Annotated in this window: 21 protein-coding genes; 9 read left to right on the top strand and 12 right to left on the bottom strand. The window is 70.3% G+C overall.

From position 1 onward, the window contains the following. The first annotated feature begins 130 nt into the window (after positions 1 to 130). Both ACFYY8_RS18820 and ACFYY8_RS18815 read left to right on the top strand, forming a co-directional pair. Positions 131 to 3,214 (top strand): amino acid adenylation domain-containing protein, encoded by a 3,084-nt coding sequence (locus tag ACFYY8_RS18820; protein WP_390042386.1) that lies wholly within the window; start codon positions 131 to 133, stop codon positions 3,212 to 3,214. Next, positions 3,211 to 4,866: a beta-ketoacyl synthase N-terminal-like domain-containing protein gene (locus tag ACFYY8_RS18815; protein ID WP_390042383.1), complete on the top strand. Its 1,656-nt coding sequence runs from the start codon at positions 3,211 to 3,213 to the stop codon at positions 4,864 to 4,866. The genes ACFYY8_RS18820 and ACFYY8_RS18815 overlap by 4 nt, the downstream gene beginning before the upstream one ends. A 247-nt stretch (positions 4,867 to 5,113) precedes the next feature. On the opposite strand, the gene ACFYY8_RS18810 is transcribed toward ACFYY8_RS18815, so the two are convergent. Both ACFYY8_RS18810 and ACFYY8_RS18805 read right to left on the bottom strand, forming a co-directional pair. Continuing rightward, positions 5,114 to 5,488: a peptidase inhibitor family I36 protein gene (locus ACFYY8_RS18810; RefSeq protein WP_390042381.1), complete on the bottom strand. Its 375-nt coding sequence runs from the start codon at positions 5,486 to 5,488 to the stop codon at positions 5,114 to 5,116. Positions 5,489 to 5,712: 224 nt separating this feature from the next. Beyond that, a complete protein-coding gene (locus tag ACFYY8_RS18805) occupies positions 5,713 to 6,189 on the bottom strand; it encodes a MarR family winged helix-turn-helix transcriptional regulator (RefSeq protein ID WP_390042379.1) in 477 nt (158 codons plus the stop codon). Positions 6,190 to 6,275: 86 nt separating this feature from the next. Between ACFYY8_RS18805 and ACFYY8_RS18800 the strand changes: the two genes are divergently transcribed. Next, a complete protein-coding gene (locus tag ACFYY8_RS18800) occupies positions 6,276 to 7,382 on the top strand; it encodes an epoxide hydrolase family protein (RefSeq protein ID WP_390042377.1) in 1,107 nt (368 codons plus the stop codon). A 33-nt stretch (positions 7,383 to 7,415) separates the two neighbouring features. On the opposite strand, the gene ACFYY8_RS18795 is transcribed toward ACFYY8_RS18800, so the two are convergent. After that, positions 7,416 to 8,024: a helix-turn-helix domain-containing protein gene (locus ACFYY8_RS18795; protein ID WP_390042375.1), complete on the bottom strand. Its 609-nt coding sequence runs from the start codon at positions 8,022 to 8,024 to the stop codon at positions 7,416 to 7,418. Positions 8,025 to 8,127: 103 nt separating this feature from the next. On the opposite strand from ACFYY8_RS18795, the gene ACFYY8_RS18790 reads away from it, so the two are divergent. After that, entirely contained in the window at positions 8,128 to 8,946 is an 819-nt protein-coding gene (locus ACFYY8_RS18790; RefSeq protein WP_390042372.1) for an MBL fold metallo-hydrolase, read from the top strand. A 17-nt stretch (positions 8,947 to 8,963) separates the two neighbouring features. On the opposite strand, the gene ACFYY8_RS18785 is transcribed toward ACFYY8_RS18790, so the two are convergent. Both ACFYY8_RS18785 and ACFYY8_RS18780 read right to left on the bottom strand, forming a co-directional pair. After that, complete coding sequence (locus tag ACFYY8_RS18785) at positions 8,964 to 9,509, bottom strand: rhomboid family intramembrane serine protease (protein ID WP_390042369.1); 546 nt, start codon at positions 9,507 to 9,509, stop codon at positions 8,964 to 8,966. 4 nt (positions 9,510 to 9,513) lie between these two features. After that, the gene (locus ACFYY8_RS18780) at positions 9,514 to 9,711 is read right to left on the bottom strand and encodes a hypothetical protein (protein ID WP_390042367.1); all 198 of its coding nucleotides are present in this window, start codon (positions 9,709 to 9,711) and stop codon (positions 9,514 to 9,516) included. Between the two features lie 67 nt (positions 9,712 to 9,778). On the opposite strand from ACFYY8_RS18780, the gene ACFYY8_RS18775 reads away from it, so the two are divergent. Then, positions 9,779 to 10,417, top strand: coding sequence for a TetR/AcrR family transcriptional regulator (locus ACFYY8_RS18775; RefSeq protein WP_390042365.1), 639 nt, complete (start codon positions 9,779 to 9,781; stop codon positions 10,415 to 10,417). Positions 10,418 to 10,459: 42 nt separating this feature from the next. Here the strand turns inward: ACFYY8_RS18775 and ACFYY8_RS18770 are convergent, their stop codons facing one another. After that, positions 10,460 to 10,804, bottom strand: coding sequence for a helix-turn-helix domain-containing protein (locus ACFYY8_RS18770; protein WP_352012256.1), 345 nt, complete (start codon positions 10,802 to 10,804; stop codon positions 10,460 to 10,462). An 82-nt stretch (positions 10,805 to 10,886) separates the two neighbouring features. Here ACFYY8_RS18770 and ACFYY8_RS18765 point away from each other — a divergent pair, with 82 nt between their 5' ends. Next, positions 10,887 to 12,149 (top strand): MFS transporter, encoded by a 1,263-nt coding sequence (locus tag ACFYY8_RS18765; RefSeq protein WP_390042362.1) that lies wholly within the window; start codon positions 10,887 to 10,889, stop codon positions 12,147 to 12,149. 14 nt (positions 12,150 to 12,163) lie between these two features. On the opposite strand, the gene ACFYY8_RS18760 is transcribed toward ACFYY8_RS18765, so the two are convergent. The 3 genes from ACFYY8_RS18760 to ACFYY8_RS18750 form a co-directional block, all read right to left on the bottom strand. Further along, positions 12,164 to 12,820, bottom strand: coding sequence for a maleylpyruvate isomerase N-terminal domain-containing protein (locus ACFYY8_RS18760; protein WP_390042360.1), 657 nt, complete (start codon positions 12,818 to 12,820; stop codon positions 12,164 to 12,166). 73 nt (positions 12,821 to 12,893) lie between these two features. Continuing rightward, a complete protein-coding gene (locus ACFYY8_RS18755) occupies positions 12,894 to 13,961 on the bottom strand; it encodes an epoxide hydrolase family protein (protein ID WP_390042358.1) in 1,068 nt (355 codons plus the stop codon). Then, positions 13,958 to 14,656, bottom strand: a complete 699-nt coding sequence (locus ACFYY8_RS18750; RefSeq protein WP_390042356.1) for an alpha/beta fold hydrolase — start codon at positions 14,654 to 14,656, stop codon at positions 13,958 to 13,960. Before ACFYY8_RS18750 ends, ACFYY8_RS18755 begins: the two co-directional genes overlap by 4 nt. An 85-nt stretch (positions 14,657 to 14,741) precedes the next feature. Between ACFYY8_RS18750 and ACFYY8_RS18745 the strand changes: the two genes are divergently transcribed. Beyond that, positions 14,742 to 15,680 (top strand): helix-turn-helix transcriptional regulator, encoded by a 939-nt coding sequence (locus tag ACFYY8_RS18745; protein WP_390042354.1) that lies wholly within the window; start codon positions 14,742 to 14,744, stop codon positions 15,678 to 15,680. A 77-nt stretch (positions 15,681 to 15,757) separates the two neighbouring features. On the opposite strand, the gene ACFYY8_RS18740 is transcribed toward ACFYY8_RS18745, so the two are convergent. Next, complete coding sequence (locus ACFYY8_RS18740) at positions 15,758 to 16,399, bottom strand: LysE family translocator (RefSeq protein ID WP_390042352.1); 642 nt, start codon at positions 16,397 to 16,399, stop codon at positions 15,758 to 15,760. A gap of 236 nt (positions 16,400 to 16,635) precedes the next feature. Between ACFYY8_RS18740 and ACFYY8_RS18735 the strand changes: the two genes are divergently transcribed. After that, a complete protein-coding gene (locus ACFYY8_RS18735; RefSeq protein ID WP_390042350.1) occupies positions 16,636 to 17,127 on the top strand; it encodes a VOC family protein in 492 nt (163 codons plus the stop codon). 37 nt (positions 17,128 to 17,164) lie between these two features. On the opposite strand, the gene ACFYY8_RS18730 is transcribed toward ACFYY8_RS18735, so the two are convergent. After that, a complete protein-coding gene (locus tag ACFYY8_RS18730) occupies positions 17,165 to 17,893 on the bottom strand; it encodes a DUF4184 family protein (RefSeq protein WP_390042348.1) in 729 nt (242 codons plus the stop codon). A 44-nt stretch (positions 17,894 to 17,937) separates the two neighbouring features. Beyond that, positions 17,938 to 19,044: a WD40 repeat domain-containing protein gene (locus ACFYY8_RS18725; protein WP_390042346.1), complete on the bottom strand. Its 1,107-nt coding sequence runs from the start codon at positions 19,042 to 19,044 to the stop codon at positions 17,938 to 17,940. 185 nt (positions 19,045 to 19,229) lie between these two features. Here ACFYY8_RS18725 and ACFYY8_RS18720 point away from each other — a divergent pair, with 185 nt between their 5' ends. Continuing rightward, a complete protein-coding gene (locus tag ACFYY8_RS18720; RefSeq protein ID WP_390042343.1) occupies positions 19,230 to 19,754 on the top strand; it encodes a hypothetical protein in 525 nt (174 codons plus the stop codon). Positions 19,755 to 19,792: the final 38 nt, after the last annotated feature.

Genomic DNA, 19,792 nt, shown 5'->3' with positions numbered 1-19,792 from the left:
CGCGGGCGGCACCGCTCCCGGTGGAGTGGAACGACGTCGTCGCCCTACGGTTCGCCGAACGGCGCGCGCGGACGCCGCGGGCCGCGGCGACGATCATCACAGCCCTCGCCCCGAACCCACGGGAGTTGCGATGCGTTACGAATTCCCCGTCTCCCCCACCCAGGCCAGGCTGCTGGTGCTGGATCGCATGCACCCGGGCACGGCCCAGTACAACGTGCCGGTCGCCTTCGCCGTCCACGGCCCCTTCGACGTCGAAGCCTTCCGCCGGGCGCTGGAGACGCTGGTGGCCAGACACGAGTCGTTGCGGACGGTCTTCCGCGTCCGCGACGGCGAGTACGTCCAAGTGGTCTGTGACTCCGCCGAACTCGCCTTCGACAGCGTGGCGCGGCTCGACCTGAGAGCGGAGGCCGCCCGGCCCTTCGACGTGGAGCGAGGACCGCTGCTGCGGTGCGTGGTCCACACCGTCTCGGCGGACCTGCACCGCGTTCTGCTCGTCGCCCACCACCTGATCTGCGACGGCTGGTCACTGCAGATCCTCCTGGACGAGCTGACCGCGGCCTACGGCGGAGCCGAACTGGAACCCCTGGAGCTGCAGTACCCCGGCTACGCGGCCTGGCGCCGTGAACACCCCGCCAAGGAGGCGGTCTCCTACTGGGCCAACAGCCTGTCCGGCGCACCGCACACCCTGGCCCTGCCGACCGACCGGCCCCGCCCGCCGGTACAGGGCACCGCCGGTGGCGTCGAACGCCTCCCTCTGCCTTCCGACACACCGCACCGCCTCGCCAAGCTGGCCCGCGACCGCGGAACCACCTCCTTCACCGTGTTCTTCTCCGCCTTCGCCGCCTTCCTCGGCCGCGTCACCGGCCAGCGGGACCTGGTGATCGGCGTACCTGTCTCCGGCCGCGACCACCCCTCCGTCCAGGGCGTGGTGGGCCTGCTGACCAACACCCTGGCCGTCCGGGCCGACCTCACCGGCGACCCCACCTTCGGGGAGCTGGTCGATCGGCTGCACGACCGCCTGCTCGACGGCCGCCTGCACCACGACGCGCCCCTGGAAGCCGTCGTCGAAGCGGTGGTGCCCGAACGACAGCTCAGCCACGACCCGCTGGTCCAGGTGATGTTCTCCTACTACGGCGACGCCGCACTGACCCTGCGGCTACCCGGCACACGGGTGGAACGCATCGAGCTGATACTGGACGACGCCAAGTTCGACCTGCTGCTCTACGTCGAACGGTGGGACGAGGAACTCCTTGGGCATGTCGTCTACCGAAGCGACCTGCTCGACGCGGCGACCGTCGAACACTGGGCCCGGAGCCTGCGGGTGATGCTCGAAGGACTGCTGGAGTGCCCCGACCTGCCGATCAGCCGGATCGGCCTGCTCAACGCCGAGCAGCTCGCCCTGGCGACCCGCTTTCCGGCCGTCCCCGCGGCCCCCTCGTCGCCGCTCGTACCGGATCTCATCGCCGCGACAGCCGCGGAGCGGCCCGATTCCGTCGCGGTGACGTACGGCGAAGCCACCCTGACCTATCGCGAGCTCCTGCGACGGGCGGACGACCTGGCCGCCCGGCTGCGCAGGGCGGGGGTAGGACCGGAGGTCCCCGTGGGCCTGCTCCTGCCGAGATCACTGGAAATGGCCGTCTCCGCGCTGGCCGTACTGAGAGCCGGCGGCGCCTACGTTCCGCTCGACCCCGGTCACCCACCCACCCGCCTGGCCACCATGGTCTCCGACATCCGTGTCCACCTGCTCGTCACCGACGACGGCACCCGCGCGCTCGCCCGTCGACTGAACGTGCCGGTACTCGACGAGATCGGCCCGCTGGAGCCGCCCCCCGGCCCGCCGAAGCCGGGCAACCTCGCATATGTCCTGTTCACCTCCGGCTCCACCGGAGCCCCCAAGGGAGTGGCCGTGGAGCACGGCGCTCTGCTCAACCTGGTGACGGCCGTACGCGAGCAGTTCCCCGTCACCCGTGACGACAGGGTCCTGCAGTACGTCAACTTCGGCTTCGACGTGGCGGTCTCCGACCTTCTCTTCACCTGGGTGGCGGGCGCCGAACTGCACATCCCCCACGAATACGAACGTCTCGGCGAGGACCTGCTCGCACGGCTCCAGGACTCGCGCATCACCTACGCGTTCCTGCCCCCCGCGGCCGCGATGTCCATGCCCCCGCACGAACTGCCGGACCTGCGCACCCTGGCCGTCGGCGGCGAGACGGTTCCGCCGGAACTGGTCAGGCGCTGGTGGGCACCGCACCGGCGGATCGTGAACGCCTACGGACCGAGCGAGACCACCGTCTATTCGACCCTCGCCGACCTGGAACCCGGCGGACCGGTGGTGCTCGGCCGTCCGGTCGCCGGGGTTCGCGCCTACGTGCTGGACGAACGGCTACGCCCGGTCCCGGTAGGAGTGACCGGGGAGATCTACGTGGCCGGAGCCGGGCTCGCCCGAGGTTACGCCGAGCGGCCGGGACTGACAGCCGAGCGATTCGTCGCAGCCCCGTACGGCCCACCCGGCTCACGCATGTACCGGACCGGAGATCTGGGCCGCTACGACGCCGACGGGGTGCTGTCGTATCTGGGCCGGACCGACACCCAGGTCAAGATCCGAGGATTCCGCATCGAACTGGGCGAGATCGAGAGCCTGCTCGCGACGCACCCCCTGGTCTCCGTCGCCGCCGCCCGCGTCGTCGGCGAGGAGGACGAACGACGGCTGGCCGCCTACGCCGTCGCCCCGGGAGCCGACCCCGCCGCCCTACGGGCCTGGCTGGCGGAACACCTGCCCGGCTACATGATGCCCGACACCGTCACACTCGTGGACGAGCTGCCGGTCAACCGCTCCGGCAAGGTGGACCGGACCAGGCTGCCGGAGCCGCTCGCCGTACACCGTGGTCCCACCGAACCCCACCACACCCCGTCCGGCGCGACCGAGGAACTGATCGCCGGAATCTGGAGCCGGGTACTGGGCGTGGAACACATCGGAACACACGACAACTTCTTCGACGTGGGCGGCACCTCGATCCGGCTGCTGACCGTCCTGGCGGCCCTGCACGACCAAGGCCACGACGAACTGGCCCTGGTCGAACTGTTCCGGCACCCCACCGTCGCCACCCTCGCTGCCCGGCTCGACGGCACCACGCGACCCCACCACGACCAGGCCCGGCGACACGGAGCGGACAGGCGGACGCGCCTGGCGGCGAGAACAAGGAGGAGATCGTGACTGATGCGGCGGTGGCCATCATCGGAATGAGCGGCCGTTTCCCAGGCGCCTCCGACCTCGCCGCTTTCTGGGCCAACCTATGCGACGGGGTCTGCTCGATCACCGACTTCAGCGAGGAGGAGCTTCGCGACGCCGGAGTCGGCGAGGAGGAACTGCGCAACCCGGCCTACGTGCCGTCGAAGGGTTACCTCGCCGGCGCCGACCGGTTCGAAGCGGAACTGTTCGGCTTCAATCCCGCCGAGGCGGTCGCACTCGACCCCCAGCACCGCCAGCTGCTGGAGACGGCGTGGAGCGCGCTGGAGGACGCGGGCCACGACCCGCGCAGACCGCCCCGGCGCACCGGCGTCTACGTGGGCGGCGGGCTGAGCGAGCACATGATCGCCGCCCACGCCGATCCCGGCCTGGCCGCGCGGTACGGCGCCATGCACCTGCGTGTCATGACCGACCGCGAGTTCCTCGCCGGATGGATCTCCTACCGCCTGGGACTGGACGGCCCCAGCCTCACCGTGCAGACGGCCTGCGCCACCTCGCTGACCGCGGTCCACCTGGCCGCACAGGCACTGTTGCTGGGCGAATGCGACACCGCGCTCGCCGGGGGCGTCTCGATCGACTCCGTCCGCAGGCGCGGCTACCTCTACCGGTCCGGTGGCATCTTCTCCCCCGACGGCCGGTGCCGCCCGTTCGACGAGAAGGCGGCCGGCACGGTCCCCGGCAACGGCGTCGGCCTGGTGGTACTCAGGCGGCTGGAAGACGCCGCAGCCGACGGCGATCCGATCCGCGCGGTCATCCGCGGCTCCGCGATCACCAACGACGGCTCGGCCAAGGTCGGCTTCACCGCGCCCAGCGTCGACCGGCAGGCCGCCGCCATCGTCGAGGCGTGGGCGGCCGCGGGACTCGACCCCGCGCAGGCGCACTACCTGGAGACCCATGGCACCGCCACCGAGCTGGGTGACCGCATCGAGATCGCCTCCGCCTCCGCCGCCTTCGCCGGGGCCGGCCACTGCCTGATCGGCTCGGTCAAGTCCAACCTCGGCCACCTGGACACCGCCGCCGGAGTCGCGGGCCTGATCAAGACAGTGCTCATGCTGGAGAACCGGACCCTGGTGCCCTCGGCGAACGTCATCCGCCCGCACCCCGACCTCCGCCTCCAGGCTTCCCCCTTCGACCTGGTCACCGCCGTCTCCCCCTGGACGTCCTCGCGGGGGACCCGGCGGGCCGGGATCACCTCCGTCGGCATCGGTGGCACCAACGTGCACGTGGCGGTCGAGGAGTGGGCCGGGGGTCGCCCCGCCATTCGCACACGCGTCTTCGCCGGGGCCTCTTACGGAGCCTTCTCCCTGGCCGCGCTCACCTCTGTGCCCTCCTCTGCGCCCGCCCTGGCGAACACCGGTCACCTGCAGGACGCGGTGACCGGACTGCTGTCCGTCACGCTCGGGCTGACCAGGGCCGAGGACCTGGACAAGACCTATCTCGCCGTCGGCGGCGACTCGCTCACCGCCGTCTTCCTCATCGGCCGTATGCGCGACGACTTCGACCTCGACGTCCCTGTCACGCTCTTTCTGGAGAAGCTGACCCTGCGCGAGATCGCAGAGCGGATCGTGCGGCCGGAGGAGAACCTGCTGACCTCTTTGCTGGACGAGTTGGAGGGCTGAGCCGCGGGGCCCCGTTCGAGCGGGACGGTGTGAGGACGGGCGGCGGGCGGAGGAGTCTCTCCGGCCCACGGCCGCGCCACGGCATGGCCGCACCCGGCGGAAACGGATGTCCTGTCGGGTGCGGCTTCCGTGTTCTCACAGGCGGCAGGCTCTACCGCCGGTTTCCGTACCGATCCTTCCGCGCGCCCGCGGCCGGAACAGGGCCGCCTTCACCGCTCGTGCCGGTCGGCGGCCGAGCGTCGCCGAACTAGCGGATGCGGTAGGCGCTGACCCAGCCGCCGATCGAGTTGTAGCCGCTGCCGTCGACGACGATCGCTCCACCGGTGCAGTCGTAGTTGTCCCACAGCTCCACCAGGCGGCTGCTCTCGGTACGGGCGGAACGGATGTTGTCGTTCCAGCCGGCGCCGACGTAGTAGCACTGACCGGGGTCTCCGTTGAGCCAGGCGTCCGGGCCCGAGAAGCCCGTGGAGGAGTAGACGTGGATGCCGGTGACCAGTGACGCCTGGCGGGCGGTATCGGTGGAGGCCTGGGCCGAACCGGTCGCCAGCACAGGCGCCAGCATGACCGCGGCACCGACGGCGCCGAGAAGCCTCAGTTTGATGGACTTCATTCGCTGTGACATGGATAGTTCCCCTTTACTACCGTTGTCCAACTATCTGATAGTTCGTTGATAACAGAGATCCGGTTGGCGGTTCACCCCTCGAATCCGTGCCATCTGACTGGCTTTGTCGAGACACATGACTCACATTGACAACGCCGCCCCACGGCGGCACGGCGTGAGCCGGGAACGTTCGGGGCGGGCTCTGGGTCCACCTCGCGGAGGCTCTGGAGGCGGGTCGCGGTGGGCTACCGCGCGTCGTGCGGGCGGGGGTGCGGGGGGCGGTGGTGCTCGGCGAGGACGGTGAGCAGCCGGGCGAGCTCCTCCCGCTGGCCGGGAGTGAGGGGGGCGAGGAGTTCGCGCTGGGCGTCGGCGATGAGCGTGTCGAGGTGTTCCAGGCGGCGGCGGCCGACGGGGGTGAGGGTGATGACGTTGCGGCGGCGGTCGGCGGGGTCGGGTTCGCGGCGGACGTATTCGGTGTCCGCCAGCTCGTTGAGGACGGCGACCATGTCACTGCGGTAGATGCCGGTGCGGCGGCTGAGTTCGGCCTGGCTGGCGGAGCCGGCCTCGGCGAGCGCGACCAGCACGGCGAAGTGCCATTTGTGAGCGCCTTCCGCGGACAGGCGCTCACTGACAAGCCGGTCGGCGACGATCGCGGCCCCGGCGAGCAGGCGGCTGGGGATGGCGCGCAGTCGGGCCGGGGTCGGTTCGGGGATCGTGCCCACGGGATTCCTCCGCTTCTTGCGTTAGTTTCACTAACAGTCTACCTTCGTTAGTGTCACTAACGTTTGATCCTCCCGGAGTGAAGACCGTGATCAAGCCATTCCGCATCGACATCCCCCAGGCCGACCTCGACGACCTGGCCGACCGTCTCTCCCGCACCCGCTGGCCCAACGAGGTCGCCGACGCCGGGTGGGACTACGGCTTCCCGCTGGCCCGGCTGAAGGAACTCGCCGAGTACTGGCGCACCGGGTACGACTGGCGTGCGCATGAAGCCAGGCTCAACGAGCTTCCGCACTTCACCACCGAGATCGACGGCCAGAACATCCACTTCGTCCATGTGCGCTCGGCGAAGCCGGACGCACTCGCGCTGATCCTCACCCATGGCTGGCCCGGCTCGTTCCTGGAGTTCCTCGACGTGATCGAGCCACTGTCGCGCGACTTCCACCTGGTGATCCCGTCCATTCCGGGCTACGGCTTCTCCGGGCCGACCCACCGGCGCGGCTGGGACATCGTCCACGTCGCACAGGCCTGGGCCGAACTGATGCGCCGTCTCGGCTACGAGCGTTACGGCGCGCAGGGCGGCGACTTCGGTTCGGGCATCTCCATGGCGCTCGGCGCGGTGGCACCCGATCGGGTCGTCGGGGTGCACGTCAACTATCTGCCCACCCGGCCGGACCCGGACGCCGACGTCGAACTGTCGAAGACGGACGAGGCCCGGCTGGACAAGGTCCGGCAGCTCATGGCCAACCGCCCGCCGTACCAGGCGCTGCAGGCCACCACTCCGCAGACCATCGGTTACGCGCTGACCGACTCGCCCGTCGGCCAGCTGGCCTGGATCGCCGAACGCTTCGCGCAGTGGACCGACCCCCGCTCGACGATCAGCGACGAGCGGATGCTCACCGACATCTCCCTGTACTGGCTGACCGCCACCGCGGCCTCCTCGGCACGGCTTCACCGCGAGGCTCCACGACGGACCGAGCCGTGCCCGGTGCCGGTCGGCGTGGCGGTGTTCGCGCACGACATCACGCAGTCGGTACGGCCACTGGCCGAACGGCTGTACGACATCAGGCACTGGTCGGAGTTCGAGCGTGGCGGCCATTTCGCCGCGATGGAGGTGCCGGAGTCACTGGCGCGGGACATCCGGGAGTTCTTCCTCACCCACGTCGAGGGCGACCGGCGGGAACACAGGCCGTAGTCGGCTTTGCCCAGGCCCGCAGGCCGCGGCCGATCAGGTTCTACGCGAGATGACCATGATGTATTCGCAGGGGGCGTTCGTTCGGTTGGCGAAGCCGTGGTCCGCGTCGGCCTGGAAGAACAGGGAGTCGCCGGTGCTCAGGGTCTCGCTGACCCCGCCGATCGCGACGGTGAGGGTGCCTTCGAGCACCACGAGTTGTTTCTCCGTACCCGGCGGATACGCGGGCAGCAGTCCGGTGGAGACCCGCGCGGGGAGGTGGTGGACGATCATCTCGGCTCCTCCCGCGCCCGGGGCCGCCGACACCATGTGCCGTTCGAAGCCGGTCTCCGGGTCGCGGAAGACAGGGCGATCGTTCTTGCGCATGACAATGGCCACACCGGGCGCGGCGGCGGCCGGCGCGCCGATCAGGTCCGAGAGCGACGCGTCGAGCGCGTGGGCGATCCTGGACGCGACGCCGATCGTCGGGCTCTTCTCGCCGCGTTCGACCTTGGACAGCATCGCCCGGCTGACCGACGACTGTGTGGACAGCTGCTCCAGCGTCAGGCCCGCCTCCTCCCGGAGTCGCCGCACGTTACCGCCGAACGCGCCGGCCAGGTCGTCACCGTGCTGTCGTTCGGCCGCGTTTCCGTCTTGCTCGACCATCGTGCTCCTCGATCGATGGGGATCTCGACGCCCAGTGTATGGTTTCTTCTAAAGGAGACATTGTCTTCTATTGAAGATTCACGCCCAGCATGATGGAGATTCCATGCGTTTGATCTCAAGTGGCCGGCACCATGCCACGTTCGAACTCGGCGACCTGCGGGTGACCTCGTTGCGAGACGGGTACATCGACATGCCGCCGACGCGGCTCCGCGACGAGGACGGGTGCGCGCTCGACGAACTTCCGGCCACCGTCCCTCTGGTCGGCGACAACCTGCGGCTGTCGGTCAACGCCTTCTTCGTCACCGACGGCACACGGTCGGTTCTCGTCGACACCGGCGCGTCCAACGTCTGGCACGTCCCAGGCATGGGATTGATCTATGACGCGCTCGACGAGGCGGGAATCGACCGCGCGCACGTCACCGACGTGGCCATCACCCACAATCACGAAGACCACGTGAGCGGTCTGATCGCGCCGGACGGTTCGGAGGCGTTCGCCAAGCTTGAGCGTGTGTGGATCGGCGCGGGTGACACCTCGGTGTTCACCGGGCGGCTCGAGCCGATCCGCGACCGGGTCGTACCCGTGTCGGAGAAGGTCGCGATCAACGGCTGGGTCACCGCGATCCCGACACCGGGCCACACGCCCGGTCACACCGTCTACGACGTCAGGGGCGGCACCGGCCACCTTCTCGTCTGGGGTGACACCGTTCACGTCCCCACGCTCCAGTTCGAGCAGCCGAACGTTTCCTGGGAGTTCGACGGCGACCAGTCCCAGGCCCGTGCCGCGCGAGCGGCCCTTCTCGAACGACTGACCCGGCCAAACCACTTCGTGGCCGGCGCCCACCTCGACTCACCCGGCATCGCCCGCGTAGCCGCCTCCGGTGACGGTTACGCGCTGGAGTACCTCGCACCACCGATCGGCTGATCGAGCCCGCCGGGCGCTCATCGGGCGTGAGCGGTGTTCTCCCGCGCCGCGCCGGTGGGGAGGATCAGGGAGATCAGGGCGCCGGTGAGGATGGGGGCACCGTGCTCGTCTCCGATGAGGGCGAGCACGACCGCGCCCGCCAGGAGCGCGGCGGCGGCGATCCTGGGCCTACGGGGCAGTCCGGAGTGGCCGCGCACCACCCAGACGGCCAGTCCGCCGAGCAGGCCCGCGACGGCGACGGACGAGCCTGCGCTGTAGTCGCCCACGGCGTAGCTGTAGACCTCCCCGGCCAGGGCTCCTCCCAGGTAGAGCAGCAGCCAGCGGGCCCGGCCGTACACCCGCTCGGCGTATGTGCCGAGGAGGAGCAGCGCGACCCCGTTGAAGAGGATCTGGTACCAGCCTTCCGGGTTGACCAGGATGGGGCTGAGCAGCCGCCACCACTGACCGTCCAGCAGGCCGGGGCTCCTGGCCAGCAGCGCGGACAGGCCGGGAAGAAGCAGGCCCGCGGTGGTGGTCACGGCGGTTACGGCGAAGGTCGTCCAGGTCAGCCAGGGCTTGCTCATGCGTTCACCTGTTCAGCGGGGAGGGAGGGAGCGGCGGGTTCGCGCAGCCGTACGGCGAAGGGGGCGCCATGATGGCCGCGACGATCGCGAACACGACGTTGGCCGGGAAACGAACGAGATCAACGCGCCGTTCCTGGCCGTGGGCGCCGGTGCCGCCGAACGGGCCGGGGAGTCTTCCGGTCCCGTGCCGCGCTCGCGCCACGGCAGTAAATCTACACCAGGTCTACTTTTTAACCAAGAGGAAAATTACACCTGGTATCCTTTGCGGCGTGAGTGACGAACTCGGCCTGCGTGAACGCAAGAAGCTCCAGACCCGGCGATCCATCTGGCGAATCGCGATCAAGATGTTCGTGGAGCGGGGGTTCGACCAGGTGTCGGTCGCGGAGATCGCCGAAGCCGCCCAGGTGTCCAAGAAGACCGTCTTCAACTACTTCCCCACCAAGGAGGCCCTGGTCCTGGCGCCGCTGGAGGAACATGTCGACGAGGCCGCCCGTGTCGTCCGTGACCGTGCGGACGGGGAGTCGGCGGTTCGGGCCCTGCGGCGCCATTTCCTGGCGGCCCTGGCCGCTCGCGACGCGGCCACCGGTCTGAGCGACGACCCCCAGGTGATCGCCGTGCAGAGGCTCACCCACTCCACGCCCGCGCTCCTGCAGCACCTGTACCACTTCCTGGTGCGCGGCCAGGAGCTGCTGGCCGAGGAACTCGCCGCCCAGGACGGGCGGACGGACCTGATCGCCCGCGTCGCCGCCGCGCAGATGCTCGGCACCCGTAACGCCCTGATGTCGGAGAACATCCGGCGGCTGCTGGAGGGCGAGACGGCCGACGCCGTCTACCCCGACGCGGTCGTCAACGCCGAACAGGCCTTCCACCTGCTCGAACACGGCCTGGGCGACTACCGCACGCGGTAGGACCCGCCCGGCGAGAGGCGCACGAACCCGCCGGGCCCGACCTCACCAGCCGTTGAGCACCTCGCGACCCTGCAGGATCGCGAGGTCGAGCAGGCCGGGGAAGCGGGCGTCCAGGTCGTCGCGGCGCAGCCGGTTCAGCCGCCGTGTCCCCTCGTCCCTCTGGCGGATCACGCCCGCCTCCCGCAGGACCTTGAAGTGGCCGCTCCGGGTGGACCTGCTGACCGGCACCGCGAGCGTCGTGCACATCAGCTCGCCGTCAGGTTCGACGTCGGCGAGCTGGGCGACGATGGCCAGTCGCAGTGGGTCGCTCAGGGCCGCCAGCACCGCGGTGAACCGGAGCTGGTCGGAGTCGGGGTGGACGAGTTCGGTCGCGGTACGGCTTGCCATGCCTCCAGGATAGCGACATGTTCGGCATTCTCGAACATGTGTTATGTTCGGCAAATCCGAACATGATGGTGTGGAGGAACAGATGTCTCTTGATCACCTCACCGCCGCGAGCCATGGCCGTCCACCACGCCGTGACCCCCGCCGGGAAAGGTCCGCCCCGCAGGACACGAGTCCCGCAGGACGATGGAGATTCTGGGGTACGGCGTACACGTTGCTCATCCTGCTGGCCGGAACGAACCTGCCGACCCCCCTGTATCGGGGCTACCAGGCGAGCTTCGGCTTCTCCCCGTTGGTCGTCACATTGATCTTCGCCACGTATGTGGCCGTGTTGATTCCCTCCCTGCTGCTGGCCGGTCCGCTGTCCGACCTGCTCGGCCGCCGCACCGTGCTGCTGTCGGCGGTGGCGCTGGCCGCGCTGGGAGCGTTGCTCTTCGCCCTGGCCACGAGCACCGGATGGCTGTTCGCCGCCCGTGCCCTGCAGGGTCTGGCGCTCGGCGTGGCCTCGGGACCGCTGACCGCGACGCTGACGGAGCTCGAACCGGACGGTGACCGCCGCAGGGCCGCGCTGGTGTCCACCGTGGCCACCGTCGGAGGGCTCGGCCTGGGCCCCGTGCTGGCCGGGCTGCTCGCCCAGTACGCCCCCGCGCCGCACGTCCTGCCGTTCGCTGTGGAGATCGTCCTGCTGGTTCCCGCGGTGGTGACGATGGCCGCGCTGCCGGTCATGGCTTCGGGCATCCGGCGCGGACCCCGCCTCCCCGAGATCCCCGCCTCGGTGCGTTCCATCTTCGTGACCAGCGGTACGGCGAGCTTCCTCGCGTTCAGCGTGATGGGGCTCTCCCTCGCCCTCGTCCCCACCTATGTCGCCACCCTCTCCGGCAGCGGGAACCTGTTCCTGGCCGGTGCGGCGGTGGCGTTGGCGCTGCTGTGCTCCGCGCTCGCCCAGCTTCTCGGGTACGGCAGGCAGGCCCGCGACCTGGAGCTGGCCGGCCTGCCCCTCCTGGCCACCGGACTGGTGCTGCTGGCCCTCGCCGGTGGCCTGTCCTCGCTGCCGCTGCTGCTCCTGGCGGCGGCGACCGGCGGCACCGGCCAGGGGCTCACGTTCCTCGGCGGCATCACCGCGGTCAACCAGGCGGCTCCCGCCGACCACCGCGCCGACGTGCTGTCCGCCTTCTACGTGATCATCTACCTCGGCGTCGGGACGCCGGTCATCGGGGTCGGCTTCCTCGCCACGGTCGCCGGGCTTCTCTTCGCCGTGCAGTGCTTCGCCGCCGTGGTCGCCCTGGCCTGCGTGGTGATGCTGATCGTCCTCGCCCTACGACGTCACCGCTCCCCCACCGCCGGCTGACGCGGGCCGTACGGTCAACCCAGGACGAACGGAAGCCGCGCCGCCAGTTCCCCCAGCTCGTCCTTCTCCCCGTCGGTCGGAACACGCCGCCCGGTGCCGACCAGCAGCGCGTCCTCGTCGGAGAACGAGGCGGGGAACGCGGCTCCGGCGATCTTCTCCAGCATCTCGCGGGTCCTGGCGAGCCCCTCGGCGGGAGGTCCCGCCACGTGCGGGAGGTGCGCCACCAGGTCGAGGTGGTGCAGCGTCCACTCCAGCACGTACGCGGAGAGGTAGTCGCCCGCGGTGAGGACCTGGCCCTGGGTACCGACCCGCCGGTCCGGGTCGGCGAGCTCGGCGGCGCGACCCGCGGCTGAGCCGACGTCGTCGAGATGGAACTTGAGCAGCTCGGGCTCCTGGTAGGCGGCGGCCAGCCGCACGATCAGCGCGTCGAGCGGGTCGTCACCGCTCGGGGGTTCCGTGGCGACGTTCCAGTAGGTCACCGCGTCGCGGGTCGGCTCCGAGTCCACGGGGGTCACGAGGGTGATCAGGACATCCTGGGCGTCGATGACCAGGTGGCACACCAGATCCTGTACGAGCCAGCCCGCGCAACCGGACGGCCGCGCGAAGTCCTCGTCGGGAAGCCCGGCGACCGCCGTGCGTAACGCGTTCCAGGTACGAGAGAAGAGATCCACTTCGGCACGGTAAGACGACGCGACGGCGTGAGGCAACCACATATCGGACGGCCGCGCGAACGCGGCGGCACGGTCACCGGTAGGTGGCGAAGAACGCGCGGATGTCGTCGGCGAGCACCTGCGGTTCCTCCTGCGCGGCGTGGTGGCCGCCCTTGGCGTACTCGTTCCAGCGCACGACGGCGCCGTGGTCGCGTTCGGCGAGCGGGCGGATCGAAGGGAAGAAGTCGTCGGCGAAGCAGGCCACGCCCAGAGGGAAGGACGACCGCTCGGCGGGCGGTCTGCGCCCGTGATAGCCGACCATGGCCGAGCTGCCCGCGCTGTCGGTCAGCCAGTGGATCGTGGCGTTGGTGAGGATGTAGTCGTCGCTCACCCCTTCGCCGAAGAGCTGCAGGTTCCAGGCCAGCTGCCCGGCCGGAGAGTCGGCGAGCGCGTGCGCGAGGGTCTGCGGCCGGGTGGCCTGGAGGGTCAGATAGGCGCTTCCCCCGGCCATGAAGCGTTCCAGGGCGGCGAGTCTCTCTTGATCGTCCGGCCCCAGCGCGGCCCGCTCGGCCGGGTCGCCGGAGGGTAGCGAGAAGACCTGGGTGACGTGCACTCCGGCGACGCGAGACCGGTCCAGGCGTCCCAGTTCGATGGACACCAGAGAGCCGACGTCATTGCCGTGCACGCCGTAGCGCTCGTATCCGAGCCCGCGCATCAGTTCCGCCCACGCCGCGGCGACCCGGCGGCGGTCCCAGCCGGGCTCCCCCGGCGCGCCGGAGAACCCGAAGCCGGGCACCGAGGGGATGACCAGGTGGAAGGTGTCGCTCAGCCGCTCGATCAGCGGTAGGTACTCCACGACCGACATGGGCCAGCCGTGGGTGAGGATGAGCGGAAGGGCGTCCGGCCGGGACGAGCGTATGTGCAGGAAGTGCACGTCGAGACCGTCGATCTTGGTCGTGAACTGCGGATGAGCGTTGATCCGCCGCTCCCAGAGACGCCAGTCGTAGCCGTCGCGCCAGTACTCGACCAGCCGTCGCACGCGTTCGACGGGCACGCCGAGCCCGTCACCGGGCAGGGAACGGGTGAAACGTGTCCTGACCAGACGGTCGGTCAGCTCGTCCAGGCTCGCTTGGGGAATCTCCACACGGAAGGGGCGTGTCATGACCGGGCCGCCTTGTCCAGCACCCGGGCCAGCTCGACCGGCCTGGTGATCATCGGCCAGTGTCCGGAGTCCAGGACGACCATGTCGTGGTCCGGAAGGTCCGGCGGGTCGCCCGGGTCACCCGCGCAGGCGATGTAGGTACGCGGCAGTTTCCGCACCGCGCCGAGGTCGTCCGGCGCCGGGTCCTGGTAGGTGCCGACCGGCTGGCCGACACCGCGGGCGCGCAGCCACGCGAAGTCCTCGGCGGTGAGTCCGTGGTCGCCGAAGTTGGCGTCGATGATCTCGTCGCTCATCACGGGGACCCGCCCGTCCTGGACGGTCTCCATGATGGCCTCGACGATGAAGGCGGGGGTGATGTCGAACAGGCTTCTGCCCGGTTCCGGCAGGGAGGCGGCGACGTAGACCACCCGGGCGATCCGGTCGGGGATCGCGTTGGCGGCGATCGTGGCCGGGGCTCCGCTGTAGGAATGCGCCACGAGCACCACCTCCCTCAGGCCGGCGTACTCGATCGCGGCCGTGATGTCACGGGTGTGTGTGGCGAGTGTCGTGCCCGGTGAGCCCAGGTGGGCGCGGTCGCCGAAGCCGGTGAGCGTCAGCGGGTGCACCTGGTGGCCGTGGGCGGTCAGCAACGGCGTGACCCGCTCCCAGGCCCACGCGCCGAGGAACGAACCGCCGACAAGGACGATGGTCGACACCTGGTCGACTCCTTTCGATCGATCTCCTGTGGCGCAACGCTAGGACGGATTGTGGACGCTTTCTGCCCTCATTAGGATCGGGATCATGTCCCGTCCGGCGACCCGTGTCCTGGCCCTGCTGGAGATCCTCCAGGACCGCGGCCTGGTGTCCGCCGACGAACTGGCCCGGCGCCTGGACGTCGACGCCCGCGCCGTCCGCCGGTACGTCACGGCCCTGCGCGACATGGACATCCCCGTCGAGTCGGTCCGCGGCCGTTACGGCGGCTACCGGCTCGCGCACGGCGTGCGCCTGCCGCCCCTGATGCTCTCCGACGACGAGGCGGTGGCCGTCGCCGCCGCGCTGGCCACCGGCAGGCACGAACCGGTGGGCGAGCCGGGCCCGGCCGACCGGGTGCTGGTCAAGCTCAACCGCGTCCTGCCCACCGCGCTACGTCGGCGTGTCACCGCGCTGGTCTCCTCGACCTCCGCGACGACGGGCCCGCTGACCCCGGAACCGCACCTGGTCCTGACGCTGGCCGCGGCCGTCCACGCGTGTCACACCGTACGGATCGAGCACACCCGCGGCACGCGTGAGGTGGACCCCTACGGGCTCGTCGTGCACGGGCGCCGCTGGTATCTGGTCGGGCACGACCACCTGCGCGACGCCATCCGCATGTACCGCCTGGACAGGATCGGCGCAGCCGCGGAACTACCCGCCCGGTTCACCCCTCCCGAGGGGTTCGACCCCATCGACCACGTCATGCGGACGATGACGCTCGGGGCCTGGACCCACCGCACCGAGGTGTGGCTGGACACCGACCTGGAGACCGCACGCGACCGGCTGCCCGCCCCCTTCGGCGACCTGTATCCCTGCCCGGAGGGCGGTGTGCTCCTGGTCAGCGGCGCCGAGGACCTGAGGGTCATGGCGCGCGTCCTGACGGGCCTGCCCTGGTCCTTCACCGTCAGGAACCCGCCCGCCCTGATCACGGCGCTCACCGAGCACGTCGCCTCTCTCACCCAGGCGGTGGCCCGCTCCCGGTCATAGAGGCCACGGCCCCGTACGGCATGCGCCGGTCGGTCGGCGGACGAGAGCGGCATCGGTGAGCCGCTCAGGCCGGGGTGTCAGCGGCTCTCGACGGCCATCCGCAGGCCCAGGGCGATGAGGATCGTGCCACTGACCGCTTCCAGCCCGCGCCGGATCGCCGGGCGGCGGAACCACGCCCCGGCCCGTCCGACCACGGCCGCCAGCGCCAGATACAGGACGATCTCGATGGCCACCTGGACCGCGGCGAGCAGCGAGGTCGTGGCGAACAGCGGCCGGTCGGCGGGTACGAACTGGGGATAGAAAGCGATCATGAAGGCGGCGATCTTCGGGTTGGCCAGCATCACGACCGCCCCCTCACCGAACGCCTTCCACCAGGACGGCGACGATCCGGGCTCCGGCTCCCCCGCCGTCTCCTCGGCCGGCACACCGCGCCACGCCGTACGCCAGGCCTTGAAGCCGAGGTACAGCAGGAAGCCGCCGCCCACCACGCGCAGGATCAGGTAGGCCACCTCGGAGGCGGCGACGAGGGCGGTGAGCCCGGTGGCGGCGAGCAGCGCCCACGCGTACAGGCCCGCCTCCAGGCCCAGCACCGTGGGCACCGCGCCGGAGAAGCCGTGCAGGGCCGAGCGCCGCAGGATCAGCGCCATGGCCGGCCCCGGCGAGGCGGAGATCAGCATGACGGCGAGGACGAAGGCGGGCAGCGAGGAGAGGAGATCCATGGAGATCATCTTGATCGTCCGCATATCGCCTGTTCAACGGATTTAGTGCCATATACAGGTGTCTGCCAAGACCTCGCCGACGGCCGGGAAGGCGATGGCAGGAACACTCTTTACCCACCTGTAGTGGCTGTCCTCCCCTCCGGGGGAATTGTTTCCTGGTGGGTTTCTTGCGGGACCCGACCTGCGCCGATCAGCGCCACCGCTGAGAAGGCAGAGTGTGAACGGGGGTAGGGATCATGGCTGTTTCCAGCACTCCGATGGACCTCACCCGAGCCGCCCACGTTGGAATCTCGGTCTCGGACCTGGACGTGTCGATCGCGTTCTACAGAGCCCTCACCGGGCGGGAGCCCGTCGTCGCGGACGAGACCATGCGCAGTGTGCCCTTCGGTGAGGCACAGGGGCTGCCCGTCGCGAAGCTGCGGTACGCCACGTTCAATCTCGACAACGTCGGCATCGACCTCATCCAGTTCCAGGACCCGGTCGGGGAGCGGACGAACGGGGCGGCGAACCGTCCGGGCTCGATGCATCTGTGCTTCAAGGTCGACGACTTCGACGCGGTGTACAGGCGTATGAAAGAGGCCGGATACGACTTCCTCGGCGAGGACTACACGTTCATCGCGGGCGAGGTCACTCCTGACGCGGCACTCGGCACCCAGGTCGCCTACTTCAACGATCCTGACGGCACCAACCTGGAGATCATCCGGCCTGAGGGAGGTTTCTCCAACTGAGGCCGCCGGTCTGGCCGGATCCGGGAGCGGCCGTGGATCAGCTCTTCGTCCGGGCCGGGGCCAGACGAAGGAAGGCGGCGTAGGCCAGCAGCACCAGCACGACCGCGTCGATCGTCAACGTCACCAGCGATCGCACCACCATCCCGGCGCCCACCGTCACGATCAGCCCGGCCGCCAGCAGTCCCATCGCCGCCGGCAGCGCCAGTCGTACCCCCAGGCCCGGCTGGGGCACGGGCTCACTCAGCGGCCTGCGCCACAGCCACCAGCAGGCCGAACCCAGCGCCGCCAGGGTGATCAGCGAACCGACCAGGTGCACCCCCTCGGACTCCATCAGCACCACGTCCCCGGCGGCGAGCAGCCACTCGTCCACCAGGCGGTCCCACAGCAGGTGGGTGGCGATCCCGACGGCGGCGGCCACCGGCCACCATGCCCAGTGCGCCGCCCGCCCCCGGCCGCGACGCCCCATCCTGCGGGCCAGCGCCTGGGGCAGCAGGGCGCGGACCGGGGCGGAGCACACCGTGATCACCCCGGCCAGGATCAGCGCCATGACCAGGTCGAAGACCATCGATCCCACTTCCACCCGGTGGGTCTGCCCGGCGTCCCGCAGCGGGGACCAGGGCACGGAGACCGGAACGAGCACATCGGTGAGCCCGTAGGGGATGAAGTAGGGAAGGTCGGGGACCATCGCTCCTGCGGCCAGCGCCGCCGGCGGCAGGAACCGGCGCAACGGGATCGCGACAACAGGATGAATCAGGGTAAAAGGCACGAAACGGCACACTATCGGCCATGGTGGGGTGGTGTTGACAGTGGTCACGAGCCCCCGGTGGGCGCCGGGCCACCGAGCCGCCCGCGGGTCCGCACGTCCCACAGCCGGACCGCGCCGTCCTCGTCACCGCTGAGCAGTACCTGGTTGCCGTTCACCGTGCCCGCCGCGAGCGCGGTCACCGCCGTCCCGGGCCGGACGGCCAGCTCCGCCAGGACCGCGCCGTCGGCGGGGCGCCGTAGCTGGATCGGCGCCCCGGAGACCCGGCCCGTGACGAGGACGGGTCGCCGGCCGTCCAGGGCCACGGTGAACGAGGGAAAGGAGAAGAGCCGGGTGTCCTCCTGCCGGTTCTCGATGGACGGGCCGAGCTCCTGCCGCCTTTCGAGATCCCACCGTCTCAGGCCGTAGTCGGAGCCCGCGACGAGGGTGGGCCGCCCGTCGAGGGTGAGCACCTGGAACCGGTCGAAGCTCTCGGCCTCCTGCGTGGCGGGCAGGACACCACCGGTCCTGTGGCGTGTGGTGAGATCCCAGAGCTGTGCGTGACCGGGGTCGTCCCCGTGGTTGTCGACGGCGACGACGAGGGTCGGCCGGGAGTGCATCCGCGCCGACGCCAGTGCCGTGATCGCCGCGCCCGCGCCGGTGTCCAGGCTCCCCGCGGACGTGCCCGAGGCCAGGTCCCAGATCCGGACCCGGCCCCGGCGGTCGCCGGTGAACAGTGTGGGAGCCCCCCGAAGGGCGCCGAAGGCGAACGCGGAGACAGGCGCGGGAACGCGGAGCAGCTCCCTGCGGGTGTCCAGATCCCACAGGCGTCCGCCGTACCCGCCGACGGTGAGGACCGCCGACCGGCCGTCCACCTCGACGACGGCGGCGCGGTCGCCGGGCAGCGGCTCCGCGGCGGGTTCCAGGGTGGGCAGCCACCAGACCCTGACCAGCCCGTCGGCCCCGGCGGTGACGGCCACGTCCCTGCCCCGCGACCTGCCGAAGGCCACAGATCGGACAGCGGCCCGGTCTCCGGCGCTCTCCCGCGGACCGGCCTCTGGCGCATGTGCCGTGGAGTGCGTCGCGGTCACGGAGGAGCACCCGGCGAGGCCGGCGGCGCAGACCCCGGTGACCACGGCGGCGACGATCGAGCGCCGGAGCGGCAGTCTGGGCATGCCTCTTTCTCCCAGACGGAGGTCCCATGGGCAACAGGACCCCGCTGTTCACACCACCGGTTCTTGTACGGACTTGTACGGATAATTCGGCCAGGCTTTCACCGGTCGCGGTGTCTCGTCAGCGTGGTTCCGGCAACGCCCCGTCACGGAGCGCACAACTCCGTACGAGCAGAGAGGAACCCCCGTTGTCCAGAACCATCAAGACCGTGGTCACCGCCACGGCGCTGTCCTGCGCCCTCGCGCTGACGGTAACGGCCGCCAACGCCGTACCCAGCTCCCAGAACGGCACGCAGACCAGCGCGCAGTTCTTCACCGGGGAGAGCGCCCCCTGGACCGCCCAGACGATCGGGGCCTGGGGGAACATCCCGACGGCGTCCGTCAACATCACCGTGCCCGCGGGGACGACCCGGTTCGTCGACGCCCGTTTCACCGCCGAGTCTCTCTGCGTCGGCGACCCCAGCGCGTGGTGCTCCGTGCGCGTCGTCGCGGTCAACTCCGCGGGGACGACCATCGAGCTGCAGCCGGTCACGAGTACGGACTACAGGTTCGACACCCCCGGCGGCGATGAGGAGGCGCACGCCCTTGAGCGCTTCTCCCCCTCGCTGGGCCCCGGGGCCTACACCGTCCGGGTGCAGGCCCTGCGCATCACCGGCATCACCCAGTTCACCCTGGACGACTACGCGTTCGTGGTCGGCCTCGTCGAGCCCTGAGGTGTGAGGGAACGGCACCGATCACCGGTGGTCCCCGC

Origin of the sequence: Streptosporangium sp. NPDC001559, assembly GCF_042893955.1 — a bacterium.
Lineage (GTDB): Bacteria > Actinomycetota > Actinomycetes > Streptosporangiales > Streptosporangiaceae > Streptosporangium.
This window is presented reverse-complemented; position numbering and strand designations above follow the sequence as displayed.